This window comes from Brevibacillus sp. AY1 (assembly GCF_029870785.1).
Taxonomy (GTDB): Bacteria; Bacillota; Bacilli; order Brevibacillales; family Brevibacillaceae; genus Brevibacillus; species Brevibacillus invocatus.
In genome coordinates, this window is record NZ_JAFLPN010000008.1 from 24,299 (window position 1) to 42,958 (window position 18,660).

An 18,660-nucleotide genomic window follows, 5' to 3' on the forward strand; every position below is an offset into this window, starting at 1 on the left:
ATGATCGTACCAATCCATTACATACGTCTCCCTACCCCGCTAGTGTTTACTATTTCACCTCAAAACAACAAACCGGAATAAGGGAATGACTTGCACACACATGTTCAAAGATTGCACATGATGAACAGTTTTGTGCAAGAAAAAAGACCCGTCACGGGCACGCTTCGAGAGCGCCCGTTACGAGCCTTTACCATCCAATTATCGATAAATATGCATGTAAGGTTCACCTTTTACAGGACGAATATAGACCGCGAGCGGCTTGTTCATCGCTTGTACATACATATTGACATGCACGCTTTTGTCAAAAAGCTGGTCAATATTATTCGCAGCAAATTGGGTAAACTGCAGAACCTCTGTACGAGAATCGTATTCTGCCGTAGCCGTTATGGTCAACTCTGTGAGGTTTCCGCCCATGAATCGACCGACGCCTGTCATACCGATAAAATCCCGGAAAAAAGACTGGGACTCCCGCATGAACTTGTCGTATTGCAGGGATTGTTGGGCATACTTATTCGCAACTTCAGGGCTAGGAAAAAGGAAAAACTCTTCTTCTATCGCCTGCCATTTTGAGATTGCCGATTCATTCGCATTCACGGTTCCGGACATAATAAAGTTCCCGGGAACCAGCGATGAACTGATATCAGGCACCTGATACAGCATGATCAGGAGTGGTACCTGCAGATTTTTTCCCCGAACCGATTGGATAATCTTGGTGGCTAATTGCTGACCTCGTTCCTGCAGCTCTTGAACTGTGTACCGTTTTTCCTGGCCTGTAGCATCTTGATACACAGGCGACAGAGATAGGCCCAATGCCATTCCTGCGAGCTGCTGTGTTTCCTTGTTCAGGTAATTGTGCTCCATGACATGAACGAGCAAACCTGTTTTACGCTGGCCGGTCGCAGCCCCTGCCTTTTCTTCGGCAATCCACGTGCGTACCTGCTCTTTTTGGATCTGTTGTCCTTCCTGGAACAAAAAGGAGGACGTCGGGTAGGTATCCCTGGCAAATTCCATCATGCCTAGCTCAAGATGGCTGAAATCAATCCGGAATTTATTCTCACTTAACATTCCCCGTGTCTGGTTGGGCTTGTAGGGCAGAATACTTCCATAGTAATCCTCCGACACTTCAATAACCGGAGACAGAGATGGCTCGGTCGGTTCCACTACACGCTCCTTGTCAGTGGGAAGCAGCGAGCATCCTGCTGCTACGATCGCGAGAAGTCCTGCCGCCGCCAGCTTGCATCGTGCCAAAAACTTCGCTTTCATACGTTACTCCTTATCTGTCTGGAAGTTGAGCTCGTCAGTTCCATTTTGTCCACCTGTCGTTGGCTAACGAGTAGATCAGCGCGGATTCGCCAATTCCAATCCACTTCGTTTTTCCTTCTCCAGGGGCAACTACAATTAATCTTTCAGGCGCTTTGGCATTCAGCAGGCGCCATTCGCCATTTGCTTTTTCAAATACGCCCTGTTCCGTAGCGACTGCCAATACACCTGAGCGTGGGTCTACAGCCAGCGAATACGTCTGCTGGGCCTGTGGCACCACTTCCGACTTCCATTGGCCATCCTCATGATAAAACAGGCTGAATTGGGCGGCTACGTACAGACGGTTTTCCACGGGATTGAAGTCCATGGCATAGACTTCCTGATCCATCGGCAGCCACATGCTCCAGATTTCGCCGCCATCAACGGAATGATAGATGCCTTCACCAGAAACAAAGGCACACAGTCGAAGTTGGTCTTCCTCCTGAATACCGACAAAACTGCGGATATTAGCTGGAGAAGGGAGCCCTTTGCCGATCGAATCCCAATGCTTGCCTCCGTCTTCAGAGCGCATGACTCCCGTATGTCCGGCAATAATGATGTGATCGGGATCATTCGGATCAATGTACCAGCCTACGATATCCTGATACTCGATCTGGGATGAAAGCAGTCCCCAGCCTCCGCGATCCGCCGAATAGTACAAACCGGAATTGGTGCCGACCCATATTTGATCCGACGCACGCATGGAGAGGTTGTGAACCGTTCCTCCCTTTTCCAGTACCTCCTGATAGGTCAGATCTCCCGGCATTGCTGCTGCTGTAACAGATGAAGAAGATGGCTTATTCGGTCCGCTCTCACTGCAGCCAGTCATGACGCTCATCGCAATCAAGACAGCTCCCCATCGCTGGAACTTTTTCATACTCCATCACCATTCCTTCCGTTTCCTGTCTTGCGCAGCCTCTTTCGAGATTATCCGTTGCCTTCCAGAACTTGCAAAAATCCAGCCTCGTCCATCACAGCCACGCCTAATTTTTCCGCTTTTTCAAGCTTGGAACCTGCTTTTTCTCCTACGATGACCAGATCGGTCTTCTTGCTGACGCTTCCAGTCACCTTGCCTCCCAGACGGGCAATCGCTTCTTCCGCTTCTTGCCTCGACATCTGAGCGAGCGTGCCGGTCAACACAATCGTTTTTCCAGCGAATGGCAGGTCATCGCCACTCTCTATCCGGATGCCTTTATAGGTCATATTCACTCCGGCTGCCTTCAGCCTCTCGATCACAGCCTCTGCCTGCGGTTGGCGGAAATAGTGGATCAGACTGGCCGCCATTTTAGGTCCGATCTCGTCAATCTGTGTAAAATCGGCTTCCTCCGCTTGCATGATGGCGTCTATGTGTCCAAAGTGCTCGGCCAATACCCGCGCAGCCTTGGCTCCGACCAAACGGATACCCAGGCCGAACAAGAGACGCTCCAGCGAGTTTTCCTTGCTCGCCTCAATCGCAGCCAACAGATTGTCGACCGACTTTTCACCCATCCGCTCCATGCCCAAAAGCACGTCGCGCTGCTGGTGCAAATAGTACAGATCCGCGACACTGTGAATAATACCATCGTTAAACAATTGTGCCACCACTTTTTCTCCAAGGCCATCGATATTCATGGCCGTTCTGGAAACAAAATGGATCATTCCTTCCCGAATCAGGGCAGGACACATCGGATTGATGCATCGCAGGGCCACTTCTTCCTCCAGGCGCACCAGATCACTGCCGCACTCCGGGCAATGAGTCGGCATGGAAAACGGTGTTTCATTACCCGTTCGCCGCTCTGGCAGTACCGCAACGATTTCCGGGATAATGTCTCCGGCTTTTTTTACCACTACATAATCACCGATCAACAATCCTTTTTCACGGATGATGTCTTCATTGTGCAAGGAGGCACGCTTCACGGTCGTACCAGCCAGACTGACAGGCTTGAGCAAAGCTGTCGGCGTGACTGTGCCCGTACGGCCAACAGAAACCTCGATTCCTTCGAGAACGGTCACGGCTTCCTCGGCCGGAAACTTGTAGGCGATGGCCCAGCGTGGACTTTTCGCGGTAAAGCCCAGCTCCTGTTGCTGCGCGTAGCTGTCCAGCTTGATGACCATGCCATCGATTTCATAGGGAAGAGTCGGACGCTTTTCAGTCCAAGTATTTATAAAGGAAATCACTTCTTCGATATCCGCAAAAACACGGCGCTCCTGATTGACCTTGAAGCCGAGCGTCTCCAGCAAATCCAGTCCTTCGCTGTGCGAATCCACACTCTCCCCTTGCAACTCGCCTATTCCGTAGATAAATGTATCCAGCTGTCTGGACGCAGCGATTTTGGGGTCGAGCTGACGCAAAGAACCCGCAGCCGAGTTGCGCGGATTGGCAAACAGCGGCTCGCCACGCTCTTCCCGCTCCTTGTTCAGCTTTTCAAAGGCAGGCTTGGGCATATACGCTTCTCCGCGCACCTCCAGTGTCAAGGGTCGGCTCAGGCGCAAAGGGATCGAGCGAATCGTCCTCAGGTTTTGGGTAATGTCCTCACCCGTCGTGCCGTCCCCGCGAGTCGCTCCCTTGACGAACAGTCCGTTTTCATAGTGAAGCGACACGGCAAGCCCGTCGATCTTCAGCTCGCAGACGTAACGCACCGCCTGGCTGCCCACCGCTTGACGTACACGGCGGTCAAAATCGCGCAGATCGTCTTCTCCAAAGGCATTGCCGAGACTGAGCATCGGCGTCTTATGTACGACCTTTTCAAAGAAAGGCAACGGCGCTCCGCCCACTCGCTTGGTCGGAGAATCAGGCTGGGCAAGCTCAGGAAAACGGGCTTCCAGCTCTATCAATTCCCGCACCAGCTGATCATACTCCTGATCGCTAATCTCCGGCCGATCCTCTGCATGATAGAGACGGTTATGCCGTTCAATACTATTCGTTAATTCCGCGATTTTCGTTACAGCCGTCAATCGATCCATTTCATCCGTCCACCCTTTATTTGACAGTATCTCTTCTATTCACGCTCAATCGGAGCAAATTTGGCCAACAGCTTTTTGATTCCGACAGGGCTTGGGAAAGCAATATCCAGCTCCATATCGTCACCCGCTCCTTTCACCTTGACCACGGTACCTGTGCCCCATTTTCCATGTTTAACCTTTTCGCCCACCTTCCAGTTTATCCCTGCACCGCCACCGTGGCCTGGCAATTTATCGCCAGCCTGTTGGGCAGAAGGACGTGAAAATGGCGAAGCAGTGGCACCAGCAGGACGGGAAGCCATTCCGGGTCTCGCCATCCCCGTTTGAGTGGTCGTGCCGAACGAACGGAAAGAGGACTCTCGCTGACCGGTGAACCCTCCCCCCTGTCCACCGTAGCCGCGGTCTTGTGACAGGTTGCCATCCAGCAGCTCAGCAGGGATCTCCTGCAAGAAGCGCGACGGGGCACTGGCATTGGTGCGCCCGAACAAGGTTCTCATGCGTGCGCAGCTCAGATACAGCTGCTCCTCGGCACGGGTGATGCCGACATAAGCCAGACGCCGTTCCTCTTCCATTTCCGACTCATCGAAAATCGAGCGGCTGTGCGGAAAGACACCTTCCTCCATACCGATGAGAAAGACGACAGGAAACTCCAGGCCCTTGGCACTGTGCAAGGTCATCAGCACGACCTGTCCGTCTGCAGAAACCTCTTCCGGTGCATCCTCGTCACCCAGTGAATCAATGTCTGCAACCAAAGCCATATCCGTCAAGAAAGCCAGAAGGCTCTTATCTTCGTTTTTACGCTCGAATTCCTGTGTGACGGAGAGAAACTCGTCGATGTTCTCCAGTCGCGCCTGTGCTTCAAGCGTCTTTTCCACCTGTAGCGACTCGCGATAGCCTGTACGCTTCAATACTTCTTCGACCAGCTCCGTCACACTCAGATAATCGGTCATTTCGATCAGGTTGGTGATCAGGTCGTTAAATGCGAGGATAGCATTGGTCGTGCGCGCCGGAAGTCCCATGTAGCCAGCTTCCTGAATCGCCTTGTAAAGCGACTGTCCCTGCTGGTTGGCAAAAGACTGGAGCTTTTCAACCGTCGTATCCCCGATGTTGCGCTTCGGCACATTGATGATGCGCGTCAGGCTGATATCGTCATCCGGATTGGAGATCAAGCGCAGATAAGCGAGAATGTCCTTAATCTCTTTGCGATCGTAGAACTTGGTTCCGCCGACGATGGTGTACGGGATGTTCGATTTCATGAACACATCCTCCACCACGCGGGACTGCGCATTGGTCCGGTACAGGACGGCAAACTTGTCGTATCGTTTGTATTCTGCCATCTGCTTGCGGATCGTATCGACGATGAAATACGCTTCTTCATGCTCGGAATCACCCTGGTAGCAGATGATCTTGTTGCCTTCCTGCTTCTGGGTCCAAAGCTTTTTTTCCTTGCGCAGCTTGTTGTTTGCAATCACCTGGTTGGCTGCTTGCAAAATGGTTTTGGTGGAGCGGTAATTTTGCTCCAGCTTGATCATTTTCGCTTCCGGATAATCCTTTTCAAAGTTCAAAATGATAGAAATGTCGGCACCCCGCCACTTGTAGATGCTTTGGTCCGCATCCCCCACGCAGCAAAGATTGTGGTGTTTGTCCGCCAGCATGGAGATCAGCAGGTACTGCGCCCGGTTGGTATCCTGATACTCATCCACGTGGATGTAGCGGAATTTCTTTTGGTAGAACTCCAGCACTTCCGGCACTTCTTTAAACAAGCGAACCGTCGTCATGATCAGGTCATCGAAATCAAGCGACTGGTTGTTTCTCAGCTTTTTCTGGTACAGCTCATACACCCTGGCAGCCACCTGTGAAATCGGGTCCCCTGCCAATCTGGCAAAAGTGGCCACGTCCGTCAATTCGTTCTTCGCTCCGCTGATCTGTGACAAAATCGTGCGCGGCTCATATTGCTTCGGGTCAATATTCAGCTCCTTGAGACACTGCTTGACCACCGACAGCTGATCGCCTGCATCCAGAATGGAAAAGTTGCGGCTGATACCCAGACGGTCGATATCCCTGCGTAGAATCCGTACGCACAGAGAGTGGAACGTAGATAGCCACGTCTCCTGAGCAGCCACCCCTCCAATAATCGCTGCCACGCGATTTTGCATTTCGCGAGCTGCTTTGTTCGTAAAGGTAATGGCCAAAATGCTCCACGGTGCTACCTGTTTGGCACTGATCAGATAGGCGATCCGTTGGGTGAGCACCTTGGTCTTGCCACTTCCCGCTCCGGCCAGAATCAGTACTGGCCCTTCCGTGGTAAGCACAGCCTCCCTTTGCTCTGGATTTAATCCTGTAGTGATGCGGTCAACTAACGACATATGTATAAATCCACCTTTCCACGTTCCCTAACGAAAGCATATGTTCCTATTTTCGCACAGATCGTGGTCGAGTTCCAGTTAGGAAACCACATGTGGAAAAATCCTCCTCTAGCTCTGCATACTCTCGGGCAAAAGAGGCTCATACATCAATTTGGCAAAATTGTCGGTCACCCATTCTTCCTGCAGCCACTCCCCACTCAGACTGTACACTTGACGATACAGCTGGTTTTTACGCTCGTATCCACCCCAAATGGACGGTTCGATGACATGCTCCTTTTCAATGATCCGATAGCGGCGTGTTGCTGGCATCTGCGCCCTCCACTCGCCAACCAGATGCGTGTCCGTCAGGTAGAGATGCAGCTGGTATGACTGCTTCGTCTCGTTCTTGATCTGAAGGTCCATGTAATTGTAAAAGCAGGTAGCTCCGCTGCCAAAGGGCTGCGTCCGATTGGCGTCAGGGAAAACATCGTAGCTGTGCCGATGCCGCTCGGTGACGGTCAACGGCGTATGAATCGTCATCCAGAAAAGCAGATTGGAAAGCTGGCAAAGCCCACCGCCTATCCCTGCCGTTACGCGACCGTGTGATAGCAGCATGCCGGGGAGGTATCCCTTGCTCTTCGTCGGTTTTCCAATCAGCTTCCAATAAGAAAAAGTCTCTGACGGCTGAATCAGCACGCCATCCAGCTTTTGAATCGCCAACCGCAAATTCGTGACTTTGTTGTGCTGCATCCACATCTCCACGTCCTTCAACTGACGCAAGAGCGGTGTCTGATGGCGAAACTGGACATGGGCAAACAAGTCTTTCGCGATTGTCTTCGCGTAGCGTTTGCGTCCAAAGAGCCATTCCCCATAGCGCTTCATGCGATAGTAGGTGATTCCAGCGGCCAGACGCCATCTGCTCCTCTTGATCGGTTTCATGATTCTGTCCTTCCCCCACACGTTTTTTCTCTTACTAAGTAAAACGTGATTCAGGGAATTTTGTTGCACCTGACTCTACCGCCTCAATTCACCCATCAATTGCGTTATAGTGATAATGTCCATTTTGTACGCGAGGAGATGAGCCTGTGAACCCGCTTGTAATCGCCCATCTGCAAATCATTCTGGCAATGGCTATTGTAGGAAGCTCGGTTGTGTTTGGTAAACGGATCACCTCGACTTTCCCGGTTTTCCTAGCATCCGAGCTTCGTTTTATCATTGCGACCGTCATCCTGCTTGCTCTCTTCTACTACAAAGAAAAAAGTGGTTTTTGTGTTCGGCGCGATCTTCTTCATCTCTGTTGAACCGAAAAGGAAGCTGCAAGATGCGAAGGATTTGTAACATCCCCGGGAAGTTCAAGTTCGTTACTTTTGTGGAGGAGAGAAAAAAGATTGGGCGCTTGATCCATCTTGCAAACAACATGCTCCTGTTTCCTGCCCACTACTACAGTTGGACCAACGTGCCCTTTGTGCAGAAAAAAGCTCCGTCACGGCTGATCATTTGCCGTCTCGGAGCCTCTGTTATTTTTTCACCAGGTATTTACGAATGTCAAAGGCAACAGCTGCCACGATGATCAAGCCTTTAATGATCAGCTGCCAATAAGGGCTCACCCCGATAAAGGTCAATCCGTAGTTGATCACGCCAAAAATCAGAACCCCTGCCAATACCCCCTGAACGGTGCCTATTCCGCCCGAGGTAGAGACACCGCCTACGACACAGGCAGCGATCGCATCCAGCTCGTACATGTTCCCGTAGTTGTTGGTGGCACCTCCCGTCCTCGCCGCTTCCAGCACGCCACCGAGACCATAGAGGGCACCTGCAATCGCGTAGATGATCATCAGATTCCAGCGAACGTTGATGCCGGATACGATAGCAGCCTGCATGTTTCCACCGATGGCGTACATGTTTTTCCCAAGCCGCGTCTTGTTGAAGACCACCCATACCAGACCGGCTACGGCGATCGCGATCACGACGATATACGGCACCGAATAAGGGCCGCTGGGACCGAAGTATCCTGTCCCGAGATGATTAAAATCTGGTCGCAGCCCACCGATGGGCTGGGACTGATTGGGCTCCATGTCAAAGTAGAGGGAGTTGATCCCGTAAACCATCACCATCGTGCCAAGTGTAGCGATAAAAGGCGGGACACTAAAACGGGAGACGACGATGCCATTGATCAGGCCAACCAAAAGACCCGCCAGGATGGCAATCAGGATCGGCACCAAGAGCGGCAAATCAGGCAAGTCGGGAAAAAAGCGACGCCCGTAATCCTGCGTCTGGAGCATCGAAGCGGAAATGACCGCTGTCAGACCGACGACACGCCCCGAAGACAAATCCGTCCCTCCCGTGATCAGAACAAACGCTGCTCCCAAGGCGATGATGGCACGCGTAGAAGATTGCATGAGAATATCCCGCAGTGTCGTAAAGGACAAAAAATTTGTATCATACAAGGCAATTCCTGCGATCAGAACCACCAGTACGATGTAAATCGCGTTTTGCGTCACAAACCCCTGCACCTGCTTTAGCGCTGGTTGGTTCACGTTTCTCCTCCCTCCTCTCATCTGTATGCGTTCACATTGTTTTATTGGGCGGCGTGACGGGTAGCAAGCCGCATGATCTCTTCCTCGCTTGCTTCGTTCCCTTCGAGGATGCCTGTCAGCCGCCCCTCGCACATGACCATGATGCGATCCGACATGCCCAGCAATTCCGGCATTTCAGACGAGATCATCATGATGCTTTTTCCACGCTCGGCAAGATCGGCGATGATGCTATAGATTTCGTATTTGGCTCCGACGTCAATCCCTCTGGTGGGTTCATCCAGAAGCAAAATCTCCGGTTCCGTGAGCAGCCATCTAGCCAACAAAACCTTTTGCTGATTACCTCCTGACAAATTCTTGATCAGTGTTTTCATCGACGGCGTTTTCACTCGAAGCAGCTCCATGCTTTGCGCTACATGCTCCCGGCGCTTTTTCTCGTTTAGCAGCAGGTACGGAGTCTGGTAGCTGGCTTGATTGGCAACCACCGTATTTTCCAATACCTGCAGGACAGGAAAAATACCCGTCACCCGTCTTTCCTCTGTCAACAGAGCCATTTTGTGCCGTTTGGCGTCCTTGGCTGACTTGATTCGCACTTCTTTTCCCTTCAGCCTGACCTTCCCGGCCTTCAAGGAACGCAGCCCGAACAACGCTTCGATAAGCTCGGTTCTCTGTGCCCCGACAAGACCGCCTACACCGAGAATTTCCCCCTTGCGCAGCTCGAAGGATACGTCCTGAAAGGAGTGTTCAAACGTAGAGCTCAAGCCATCCACCTGCAGGACGACCTCTCCCGGCTTGTTGCTGCGGGCGGGAAAGCGCTGGGTCAAATCTCTTCCGACCATTCTGGCAATAATCAGATCCGTGGTCAGTTCTTTTGCCTCCCAGGTCCCGATCAGTCGACCGTCGCGCATGATCGTGACTTCATCCGAGATGCGCAATATTTCTTCCATTTTGTGCGAGATATAGATGATCGCGACCCCTCGACTCCTCAGCTCATCGATAATGGCAAAAAGCTGCTCCACTTCGTTTCCGGTCAACGAGGAGGTAGGTTCGTCCATGACGATCACTCTGGACTGGTAGGAGACAGCCTTCGCGATCTCCAGGGATTGTATCTTGGAGACGGAGAGGTGTTTGACGATTTCATAGGGACCCAGATCCATCTTGAGGTCAGCAAAAAGCTGCTCGGTGTCCCGCACCATTTTTTTCTCGTCAATAAAAGGAAAGGGGCCCAGCCTTTTCACTGGGAAGCGGCCCAGCCAAATATTTTCCATCACATTGCGATAGGGGACAGGGTGCAGCTCCTGATGAATCATGGAAATCCCTTTTTCCAGTGCATCCCTGGAGCTTTGAAAGCGCACCTCTTCTCCATCCAGAATGATGTGCCCGGCATCCGGGGTATAGATCCCGAACAAGCATTTCATCAAGGTGGATTTGCCTGCACCGTTTTCGCCCATCAGCGCGTGCACGGTCCCTGGACGTACCTTCAACGTCACATCATCCAGCGCTTTTACGCCAGGAAACTCCTTCGTTATGTGGTGCATCTCCAGTACGTATTCATGATGGACCATGCGCACTGACCTCCTGTACGTATCGTGTGCACGGATGTAAAGGGAAGAGAAAAACCTGGCTTTCGCCAAATCCAGCAGCGAAAGCCATCCTTTTTCTCCACTTTTCATCCAAAGCGCACCGCTAGCGGCTTACTTCGCTTCGTCCATGTTTTCCTTCGTGATCTTCTTGTAAGGAACCCAGACGTACTTGCCATCCACAATCTCAAAGCCTGTGTTGTCCTTGCTCGGCACTTCACCCTTGGCCAGAACAGCGGCAATTTCTAGCGTTGCCTTGCCCTGGTTGTTCGCATCGTTGAGCACCGTACCAAGCAAGGTGCCTGCCTCCAGCTCCTTGAGTGCTGGCGCCGTCGCATCAACGCCCACGACCGGCATGTATTTGCCATTCGTAAAGTATCCAGATGCCTTGAGTGCCTCGATCGCGCCCAAGGCCATATCATCATTGTTGGCGAGCACCGCTTCAATCTTGTCACCGGAAGCAGCAAGGAAGGCCGCCATTTTCTCCTGTCCCTTCACGCGATCCCACATCGCGGTGTCTTCGGCTACTTTCTCTACCTTGATCCCGGCATCCTCAATAGCCTTGACGGAAAACTTCGTCCGCAGCTCTGCATCCTGGTGTCCGGGCTCTCCCTTGAGCATCACATATTGGAGCACGCCATCCTTGTTTTTGTCCGCATCCGGATTGGCCTTCCAGTAATCGACCAAGAGCTGCCCCGAGATGGTACCCGACTCCTCCGCCTTCGCGCCTACGTAATACACCTTATCCCATTTCGTCATGTCCTCCGGCATCGGTTCACGGTTGAAAAAGACGACCGGAATGTTGGCTTGTTTGGCCTTGTCGATGATGACACCAGCAGCCGTCCGGTCAACCGGATTGATGGCGAGCGCACTCACCTTCTTGTTGATGAACAAGTCCACCTTGTCATTTTGGGTCGGCTGGGCATTTTGGCTGTCTACAATATCCACCTGAGCCTTGCCTTCTGCTGCCTTGGAGATCGCATTGCGTACACCCGTCATGAAGGTATCGTCAAACTTGTAGATGGCGACACCGATCGAAGGGGTGCCACCTGCGGCCCCTCCTCCCGAAGAGGACGGCTGCGAACCGCCTGATTGTGAACAACCGACCACAGAGAATGCAAGCGCTGCGATGAGTGATGTGGCAAGCAACTTTCTCATGAGAATTTCCCCCTTTTTCCTTTCGTGTGTGCAATGGATATACACAAAATGTAAGCGTTTTCCATCGCGTTCACCATCGAAAATCCTGCGATCTTTTATCAAAATTCTCATCAGTTTGAAACCCCGATTATTTGACAAAGGGAAAGAGCAGCTTTTGATTTTCCGACCAGAACATGTTCTCTCGGTCGATTACCTTCGTGCCCGTATCCAGCCTTTTGGGGATAGACTTGCCCTCACTAGCCTCAAGCGCGTATTTGACTCCCAGATACCCCATCGAGAATGGATTCTGAATAATCGTGGCCTGGATCACACCTTCCTGCAAATACTCCAGCACCTCCGGCGGGCTGTCGATGGCCACTACTTTCACCTTGCCTTGCAGACCGAGACGCTCGATCTCAGCAGCCACTCTCGTAGCCGTACTGGCATCCAGCGCAATGATGCCTTCTACTCCTGGATAGCTGCGGATGACCTCACGTGCCAGATCCCCTGCCTGCCTTTTGTCGGACTGGACATAACGCGTAGCCACCAGCTCTACTCCTGACGTCCCATTCATCACATCCAGCACGCCCTGCTCCCGCTTTTTTGTATTGGCTTGTTTCTCCCCGGAACCAATGAGGGCAACCTGACCGATCTTTCCAATGATGGCGAGCATTTTCTCTCCCGCTTTTTTGCCCATTTCGTAGTTGTCTGTCCCGACGTAGCTCCGGATCATGGGATACTCTCCTTCTTCATCCAGCGTCAGGATGGGCATGGATTGTTTATTATCTTGCTCCAACGCTTTTTGCATGACCTGCTCATCGCTGGGGGCGACGACAAGTGCGTCATAGCCGTCACGCGCGGCCTGTTCGACCAGCTCGATCTGACTTTGTGGATCATTCTCATAATCAGGAGCGTAAAAGTTCAAATTGAGATCGAATTCCCGCGCTGCCATCTGAGCCCCCAGCTTTACCGTACGCCAGTAATCGCCATGCTTCATTCCAGCGATCAATGCGACCGTCTTTTTCTTGTCCACCGGAGCATCAAAACGGGCTTCACAGGAATAAAAAGCGGTCAATGCGAGCAAAATCAGCATCAGATAAAGGACCAACTGTTTCCATTTCCCCATTTCCACAGCCCCTTCAGCTCTCGTCCTGAACATGCGGAATCCATAGCTTCACCACTGTACCAGTCTCGATTTCACTCTCGATTTCCAACCCGTAGCCCTCTCCAAAGGAAAGGCGGATGCGCTCATGAATATTGTTGACTCCCACGCCTGAGCCGGAATTGCTTTTATACGTGCCTGCCATCACCTGCTCCCTTACCTGCGAAGACATTCCCAGACCGTTGTCCTTCACCTCAAGCAGCACCTTGCCATCGGACTTGGAAGCCTTGATGTGAATCATCCCTGGGTCAGCCATCTGCTCGATCCCGTGATAAATGGCGTTCTCCACGATCGGCTGCAACAGCAGCTTCAAGGTCTTGCAGGGCAGAACCTCTTCCTCCGCCGTGATCTCGTATTCAAATTTTTGCTTGTACCTCATTTTTTGAATAATAAGATAATGACGGACATGCTCCAGCTCCTCCTGGATCGTGATCATGCTTTTTCCACGGCTGAGCGAGATGCGGAACAGCTTGGACAAGGAGGTAATCGTCGTGATCACATCCTCATTTTTGCCGATTCCGACCATCCTGACGACAGAGTTCAACGTGTTGTAGAGAAAATGCGGATTGATCTGGGCATGAAGCACTTCCAGCTCGCTTTTTCGCTTGGCCTCCTGATCCCGGATGTTCTGGTTCATCAGATCGCGCACCTTGCCGACCATCAGGTGAAAACGAAGAGACAGCTGCTGCACTTCATGGCTGCCTGTAATCGGGTGGTTGACGGAAAAATCCCCCTGCTCGACCTGCTCCATTGAACGCTCCAGCATTTTGATCGGACGTGAAATTTTCTCAGAAAGATAGCTGAGAACCAGCAGCACGATGACAATCACAAAAATGAGCAGCCAGAAAATAAAGCGGCTGATTTCCTTCTTCGTCGTCACAATCTCATCCATGTAGGAAACACTGATGATTTTCCAGCCCAACGGATCAATCGTCTTGATCGTAATCAGTCGCTTGTCCCCCTCTGCCTCTTCCACATAGCTGCCATAGGAGTGCTTCAATGCCAAGGCCCGATTCTCATTTTTCAATCCGACGTAGATCAGCTGCTGCTGAGGGTGGTACACGATATTGCCGACCAGATCGATGATGTAGACATATCCCTTCTTTCCCAAGCCTACGCGCTGGCACAGCTCGTCGATTTCCTTGAAATTCACATCGACCAACAGCACGGCGGGAATATCGCCATGGCTCCCCTTGACTGTAATCTCCCTGCTCATGGAGACCACCCAGGGATATTCTCCCTTGAACAGATTTTGGACGTGAGGAAGAGAGAAGGACAGGTTGTGCGGGTCCTCTATTGCCGACCGGAACCAGCTTTGCTCGGTGATCTGTGTGTGATTGCGCATCTGTCTGGCTGGTGTCGCAGTCAGCAGTTCGCCACTTCGGGAAAATACCGCGATCGAGACGATGTCCTTTCTCGTCTCCACGATGGCCTCCAGCTGTTCATTCAGCTTGCCGTCCGATCCCCCTTGGTTATTGCGAATCTTGTCATCCACCAGCTCAAAGATTTGAGTCATGGCATTCAAATAGCTGTCCAGATTGTACTTCACCTGCTCCAGAATCTGTTGGGTGTTCAGATACGCATTCTGCTCGGCTGTCTCTGAAAATTTGCTGTACAGCATCACGCCGACGAACAGCATCACCAGTACCGTGACCAGTGTAAACGAAGTGGTAATGATAAACTGAATACTCCTCACCTGCAGGGCTTTGACTACGCTCGCAATAAAGCTTTTCATCCGCCTACCCCTCTAGAACTTCATTTCGGTATGCTTTGGCTGAGATGCCGACGTGCTTGCGGAAGCAAAAGCTGAAGTAGTTGGAATCCGTAAAGCCGACTCGTTCGGCGATTTCGAAGGTTTTCAGATCCGTCGTGCGCAAAAGCTCCTGTGCTTTTTCCATGCGAAGCGATTGCAGGTAGGTCACGAAGGTCATGTTGGTTTCTTTTTTGAAGAGACTGCTGAAATAGCCGGGGCTGATATGCAGGGCAGCACATACTTTGTGGATGGATATGTCGGGAGACTGGTAGTGCCTGTGGGTGTAGTCGATAGCCTGATCTACCAGCCGCTTGTTGCTGGAGTGTCGACCAGCAGCGATGCGCGTCATGATCTTTTGGCAAGTCAGAGTGAGGATCTGTTTGGCCTCTTCCAGGTTGTTGCAGGTGGAGATCTCCGCGAGAAAATCCGATGCTCCTCCCCACTCCTGGCTGCTTGTATCTGACTCGCTCTCTGTACGTTTGGCCGTCTTTAAAATGGTGGTCACGATCTCCAGGAGGTAAATGCGATATTCCTGAATCGCTACATGTCCTTCCGCCACCTCGCGAAACAGCTCATCCATCACCGTCATCAATTCTGGATAGGTTCCCATTTTGATGCAGCGAACCAACTCATGCTCCTTCCTCTCGTCAAAGCGCAGCTTCTCTCGCGTATGTTGTTCTACATCTTCTAGGAACAGGAGTTGATTGTTGCCGAGAATCGCCTTGTAATCGAGAGCGAGCATCGCATTCTCATAGGAATAAGCCAGTTCGGTCAAATCATGGACCGTGGTCCCGATTCCAATCGTCACCGTAAAGCTCATGTACTTGTCTACCGTCCGTCGAATTTCTTCGAGTACAGGCTGTATGCGTTGGTACAGCTTCCGTTCGTTGTCAGCCTCATCAGCTAGAAACAGCAGCACCAGCTGATCGTTGTGGTGAAAAAGCAGAGCCGGGCAGGAGCTGCCGAGGTATTCCTGTGCGATGTTTTTGACCGCAAACAGACAAAGCTGCCGATCTTCCTGGTTCCTCTCGTCCAGACAGAGGGTTGCTACCAAATAGGCGCTGGCACTCAGCTTGATTCCGTATTCCCTGGCTTTTTCCATGATTTCTGCCCTCGTCAGCTTGTTCGCGCTCATCAGCGAGGTGAGAAAGACCTCGCGTAAGACAGGCAGGCTTTTCTCATAGCTCTCCCGCAAAAGCTGGACGTTCTCCCGGTAAGCCGCTTCTTCATCCATCCGCTTTTTGACCTTGAGCAGTCCCTCGATCAGCTCCACCGCTGAAAATGGCTTCAGTACATATTCATCAATATCGAGCCTGACTGCTTTTTGGGCGTAGTCAAACTCGTCAAAACCAGTCAGAATCATGATCCGTGTCGCAGGATAGTGCTCGCGAATCAAGCCCGCCAGCTGAAGGCCGTCCATGAAGGGCATCTTGATATCGGTCACGACCAGATCGGGTCTCAGCCTTTCGACCAGCTCCCACGCTTCTTTTCCATTCTCCGCTTTCGCTGCAATCTGAAAGCCAAAGCCTTCCCAATCGATCTCTTGGCTGACCCCTTCCCTGACATCCTCCTCGTCATCAACCAGTAGCAATTTGTACATGGGAGCACCTCCTCGTTGCTCTACTTCTACCACGAGCACCTATTTTTTCCTTCTTATGATGGGTAGGAAGGAAAGATGTCGAGGGGTAAAAAGAAAAAAGCCGAGCAATCCCCATGGATCACTCGACTTCTTCTGTTAGGGCCTCTTCACCGCAGCGACAGTGGCCAATGCCGCCGACAAATCTTCGTAGATCAGATTCCCCACGACGATCGTGTCGGCAATCGCCGCCATCTCAGCAGCCTGCTCAGGGGTGCGGATGCCCCCTCCATAAAAGAAATGCGCCTCATGTACGCCTGCCCTGCAGCCCCGCACGACTTCAGGATCGCCGTATTTTCCGCTGTACTCCAGGTAAACGATCGGCAAGCGGCAAATACGGGTGGCTACCTGTGCGTATGCCTTGGCCGTAGCAGCATCCTGAATCGGACCTGCCTGGGTTCGTTCGGCTACTCCAGCATCCGGGTTGGCGATCAAATATCCCTCGGTAATGATCTCATCCCAATGAATATAAGACCCGTAAGCGAGAAGCCCCGACACATGCGGGGCAAACAGCATGTCTGGGTCGCCTGCATTGAGCACGAGCGGAACAAAATACGAATCAAAGCCTGGAACCACTGCTTCCAGTGAGGAGATCTCCAGCACCGTCACAACGGCGTAGCGCCGAATGCGCGACATCAGCTCCAACGTGTTGTCAAACGTCACACCGTACGTACCGCCTACGATGATCGCGTCTGTTCCCGATTCGCAGATCGCTTCCAGTGCCTCGTCTCCTATGGTTTTATCCGGGTCCAGCTTAAAAACATGGCGCCAGCCACGATAATCAATCAACGATGCTGCCTCCCTATTTTCCGATCCGCTCCAGCGCCATCTGATAGCCGTCATTGCCATAGTTCAGGCAACGCTTGACACGCGAGATAGTCGCTGTACTTGCACCAGTCTCTGCTTCAATCTGATTGTAGGTAAAGCCTTTGCGAAGCATACGCGCTACTTCCAAGCGCTGAGCGAGCGATTGCATTTCGTTAACCGTGCACAGATCGTCGAAAAATTGATAGCACTCTTCCATTGTTTCCAAGGAAAGGACGGCTTCAAAAAGCTGTTCGATCCCTTTCCCTTTCAATTTCTCCAGTTGCATGCCATTCACCCCAATTTATGAATACGTCTCCAATTTCCCACTGTGAAATTTTTAAGCGCTAAAGTCCTAGCTTTAATCATAAAAGAAACAGGGGGAGGCTGCAAGCCCCTACTGAAATTTCAATGACTGGGCAAGTCCAGGAGAATTTGGTACGATCTCTACCCAGGTTTGGCCTGGCAAAAGCGGCATTTCTTGCGTCATCGCTTCATCCGCATACGCTTTGATGACGCCGTTGCTGCGCTTCCATTTGATCTTCTTGGCTTTTCCCTGCTGGAACAGGTAGCCGTCTCCTGGCCCCACTACGTCCACCTGACGTCTGCCTTCGCTGTCCAGAACACGGTGCTTGGACGAAATGACGAGTACGTTGGTCGCTGTGAGCTGCTCGTTGTCGCTCAGATCGATATGCGGCTTGCCTTCCGTGAGACGCATGTATTTTTTCTTCTCGGCATCGTATTGAAAGCCTGCCTTGTTCAGGGAATGGAAGATAATCTCAATCGATGTCGCAGGCTCTCCCTCTGTGATCACGGCATCCTCGGGAAGAAAGGTAAAGTGCACTGGCTCCGCTGTCGTCCGCATTCCCTTGTCCAGCATGGCTTGTTCGATCAGCTCTATCTTGGTATAGAGATTGTGCGGCATCTTGCGGAATTGCTCCCTCCAGAAATAGCGACCGTTGGGAATTTCGTCGAGATGGCTGTAATCCGAGCGGGCCAGAGTGTTCAATGCTTCCTGGCTTCCTCCAGCATGGATCAGTACGGCGTCAAATCCGACACCCAATTGGATAAAATAAGGTCGGATACTGCGGACGGGTCCGATCACTTCCGGCTTTTGACTTTGATAGAGGGTGAGAAAACGGGTCATTTCCCCCTCCGCCAGCACTTCGTAAATCATGTCTGCCTGATTCAAGCCAGTCTGCGGTCGTGCAGGCGGGGCATTGTTGATCATGACCATGATCGGTCGCTGTTCGGGTGGCTGATTGGAGCCCAATCCTGTCAAAGGCGATATGTAGGGAAGCTTTGGTTCTTCCACGACAGGGGTTTCAACGACGGGAGCGGGCGGCTGTTCTGGCACTGGTTTGGGCTCAACCTCGACAACAGGTTGTCCGGTGCATGCGGTGAGCAGCAGCAGTGAGAGCAGTACGAGAGATGATTTGATGTTTCGTTGCATGGAATCGCTCCTTCCTG

General features: G+C 51.9%; 15 protein-coding genes. 1 reads left to right on the plus strand and 14 read right to left on the minus strand.

All coding sequences use genetic code 11. The features are described from left to right. Positions 1–198: 198 nt before the first annotated feature. The 5 genes from JZI27_RS09400 to JZI27_RS09420 all read right to left on the minus strand — a co-directional run bounded on the left by JZI27_RS09400 (position 199) and on the right by JZI27_RS09420 (position 7,523). Positions 199–1,263: a CamS family sex pheromone protein gene (locus JZI27_RS09400; protein ID WP_280207373.1), complete on the minus strand. Its 1,065-nt coding sequence runs from the start codon at positions 1,261–1,263 to the stop codon at positions 199–201. 34 nt (positions 1,264–1,297) lie between these two features. Further along, entirely contained in the window at positions 1,298–2,176 is an 879-nt protein-coding gene (locus JZI27_RS09405) for a WD40/YVTN/BNR-like repeat-containing protein (RefSeq protein ID WP_122909054.1), read from the minus strand. 50 nt (positions 2,177–2,226) lie between these two features. Further along, the gene (gene ligA, locus JZI27_RS09410; RefSeq protein WP_280207374.1) at positions 2,227–4,242 is read right to left on the minus strand and encodes an NAD-dependent DNA ligase LigA; all 2,016 of its coding nucleotides are present in this window, start codon (positions 4,240–4,242) and stop codon (positions 2,227–2,229) included. Between the two features lie 35 nt (positions 4,243–4,277). Next, entirely contained in the window at positions 4,278–6,605 is a 2,328-nt protein-coding gene (gene pcrA / locus JZI27_RS09415; RefSeq protein ID WP_280207375.1) for a DNA helicase PcrA, read from the minus strand. 108 nt (positions 6,606–6,713) lie between these two features. Beyond that, a complete protein-coding gene (locus JZI27_RS09420) occupies positions 6,714–7,523 on the minus strand; it encodes a VanW family protein (protein WP_280207376.1) in 810 nt (269 codons plus the stop codon). A 146-nt stretch (positions 7,524–7,669) separates the two neighbouring features. Here JZI27_RS09420 and JZI27_RS09425 point away from each other — a divergent pair, with 146 nt between their 5' ends. Next, complete coding sequence (locus JZI27_RS09425; RefSeq protein ID WP_122909050.1) at positions 7,670–7,885, plus strand: EamA family transporter; 216 nt, start codon at positions 7,670–7,672, stop codon at positions 7,883–7,885. 216 nt (positions 7,886–8,101) lie between these two features. On the opposite strand, the gene mglC is transcribed toward JZI27_RS09425, so the two are convergent. The 9 genes from mglC to JZI27_RS09470 all read right to left on the minus strand — a co-directional run bounded on the left by mglC (position 8,102) and on the right by JZI27_RS09470 (position 18,643). Next, positions 8,102–9,121 (minus strand): galactose/methyl galactoside ABC transporter permease MglC, encoded by a 1,020-nt coding sequence (gene mglC, locus JZI27_RS09430; RefSeq protein ID WP_280207377.1) that lies wholly within the window; start codon positions 9,119–9,121, stop codon positions 8,102–8,104. Positions 9,122–9,162: 41 nt separating this feature from the next. After that, on the minus strand, positions 9,163–10,683 hold the full coding sequence (locus JZI27_RS09435; protein WP_280207378.1) for a sugar ABC transporter ATP-binding protein: 1,521 nt from the start codon (positions 10,681–10,683) through the stop codon (positions 9,163–9,165). A gap of 129 nt (positions 10,684–10,812) precedes the next feature. Beyond that, entirely contained in the window at positions 10,813–11,856 is a 1,044-nt protein-coding gene (locus JZI27_RS09440; RefSeq protein ID WP_280207379.1) for a galactose ABC transporter substrate-binding protein, read from the minus strand. Between the two features lie 127 nt (positions 11,857–11,983). After that, entirely contained in the window at positions 11,984–12,961 is a 978-nt protein-coding gene (locus JZI27_RS09445; RefSeq protein WP_280207380.1) for a substrate-binding domain-containing protein, read from the minus strand. 13 nt (positions 12,962–12,974) lie between these two features. Then, positions 12,975–14,732, minus strand: coding sequence for a sensor histidine kinase (locus tag JZI27_RS09450; RefSeq protein WP_280207381.1), 1,758 nt, complete (start codon positions 14,730–14,732; stop codon positions 12,975–12,977). 4 nt (positions 14,733–14,736) lie between these two features. Beyond that, positions 14,737–16,350, minus strand: a complete 1,614-nt coding sequence (locus JZI27_RS09455) for a response regulator (protein ID WP_280207382.1) — start codon at positions 16,348–16,350, stop codon at positions 14,737–14,739. 135 nt (positions 16,351–16,485) lie between these two features. Beyond that, positions 16,486–17,175, minus strand: a complete 690-nt coding sequence (pcrB, locus tag JZI27_RS09460) for a heptaprenylglyceryl phosphate synthase (protein WP_251243980.1) — start codon at positions 17,173–17,175, stop codon at positions 16,486–16,488. A 13-nt stretch (positions 17,176–17,188) separates the two neighbouring features. Further along, complete coding sequence (locus tag JZI27_RS09465) at positions 17,189–17,479, minus strand: YerC/YecD family TrpR-related protein (protein ID WP_055747723.1); 291 nt, start codon at positions 17,477–17,479, stop codon at positions 17,189–17,191. A gap of 108 nt (positions 17,480–17,587) precedes the next feature. Beyond that, a complete protein-coding gene (locus JZI27_RS09470; RefSeq protein WP_280207383.1) occupies positions 17,588–18,643 on the minus strand; it encodes a DUF3048 domain-containing protein in 1,056 nt (351 codons plus the stop codon). Positions 18,644–18,660 lie beyond the last annotated feature (17 nt).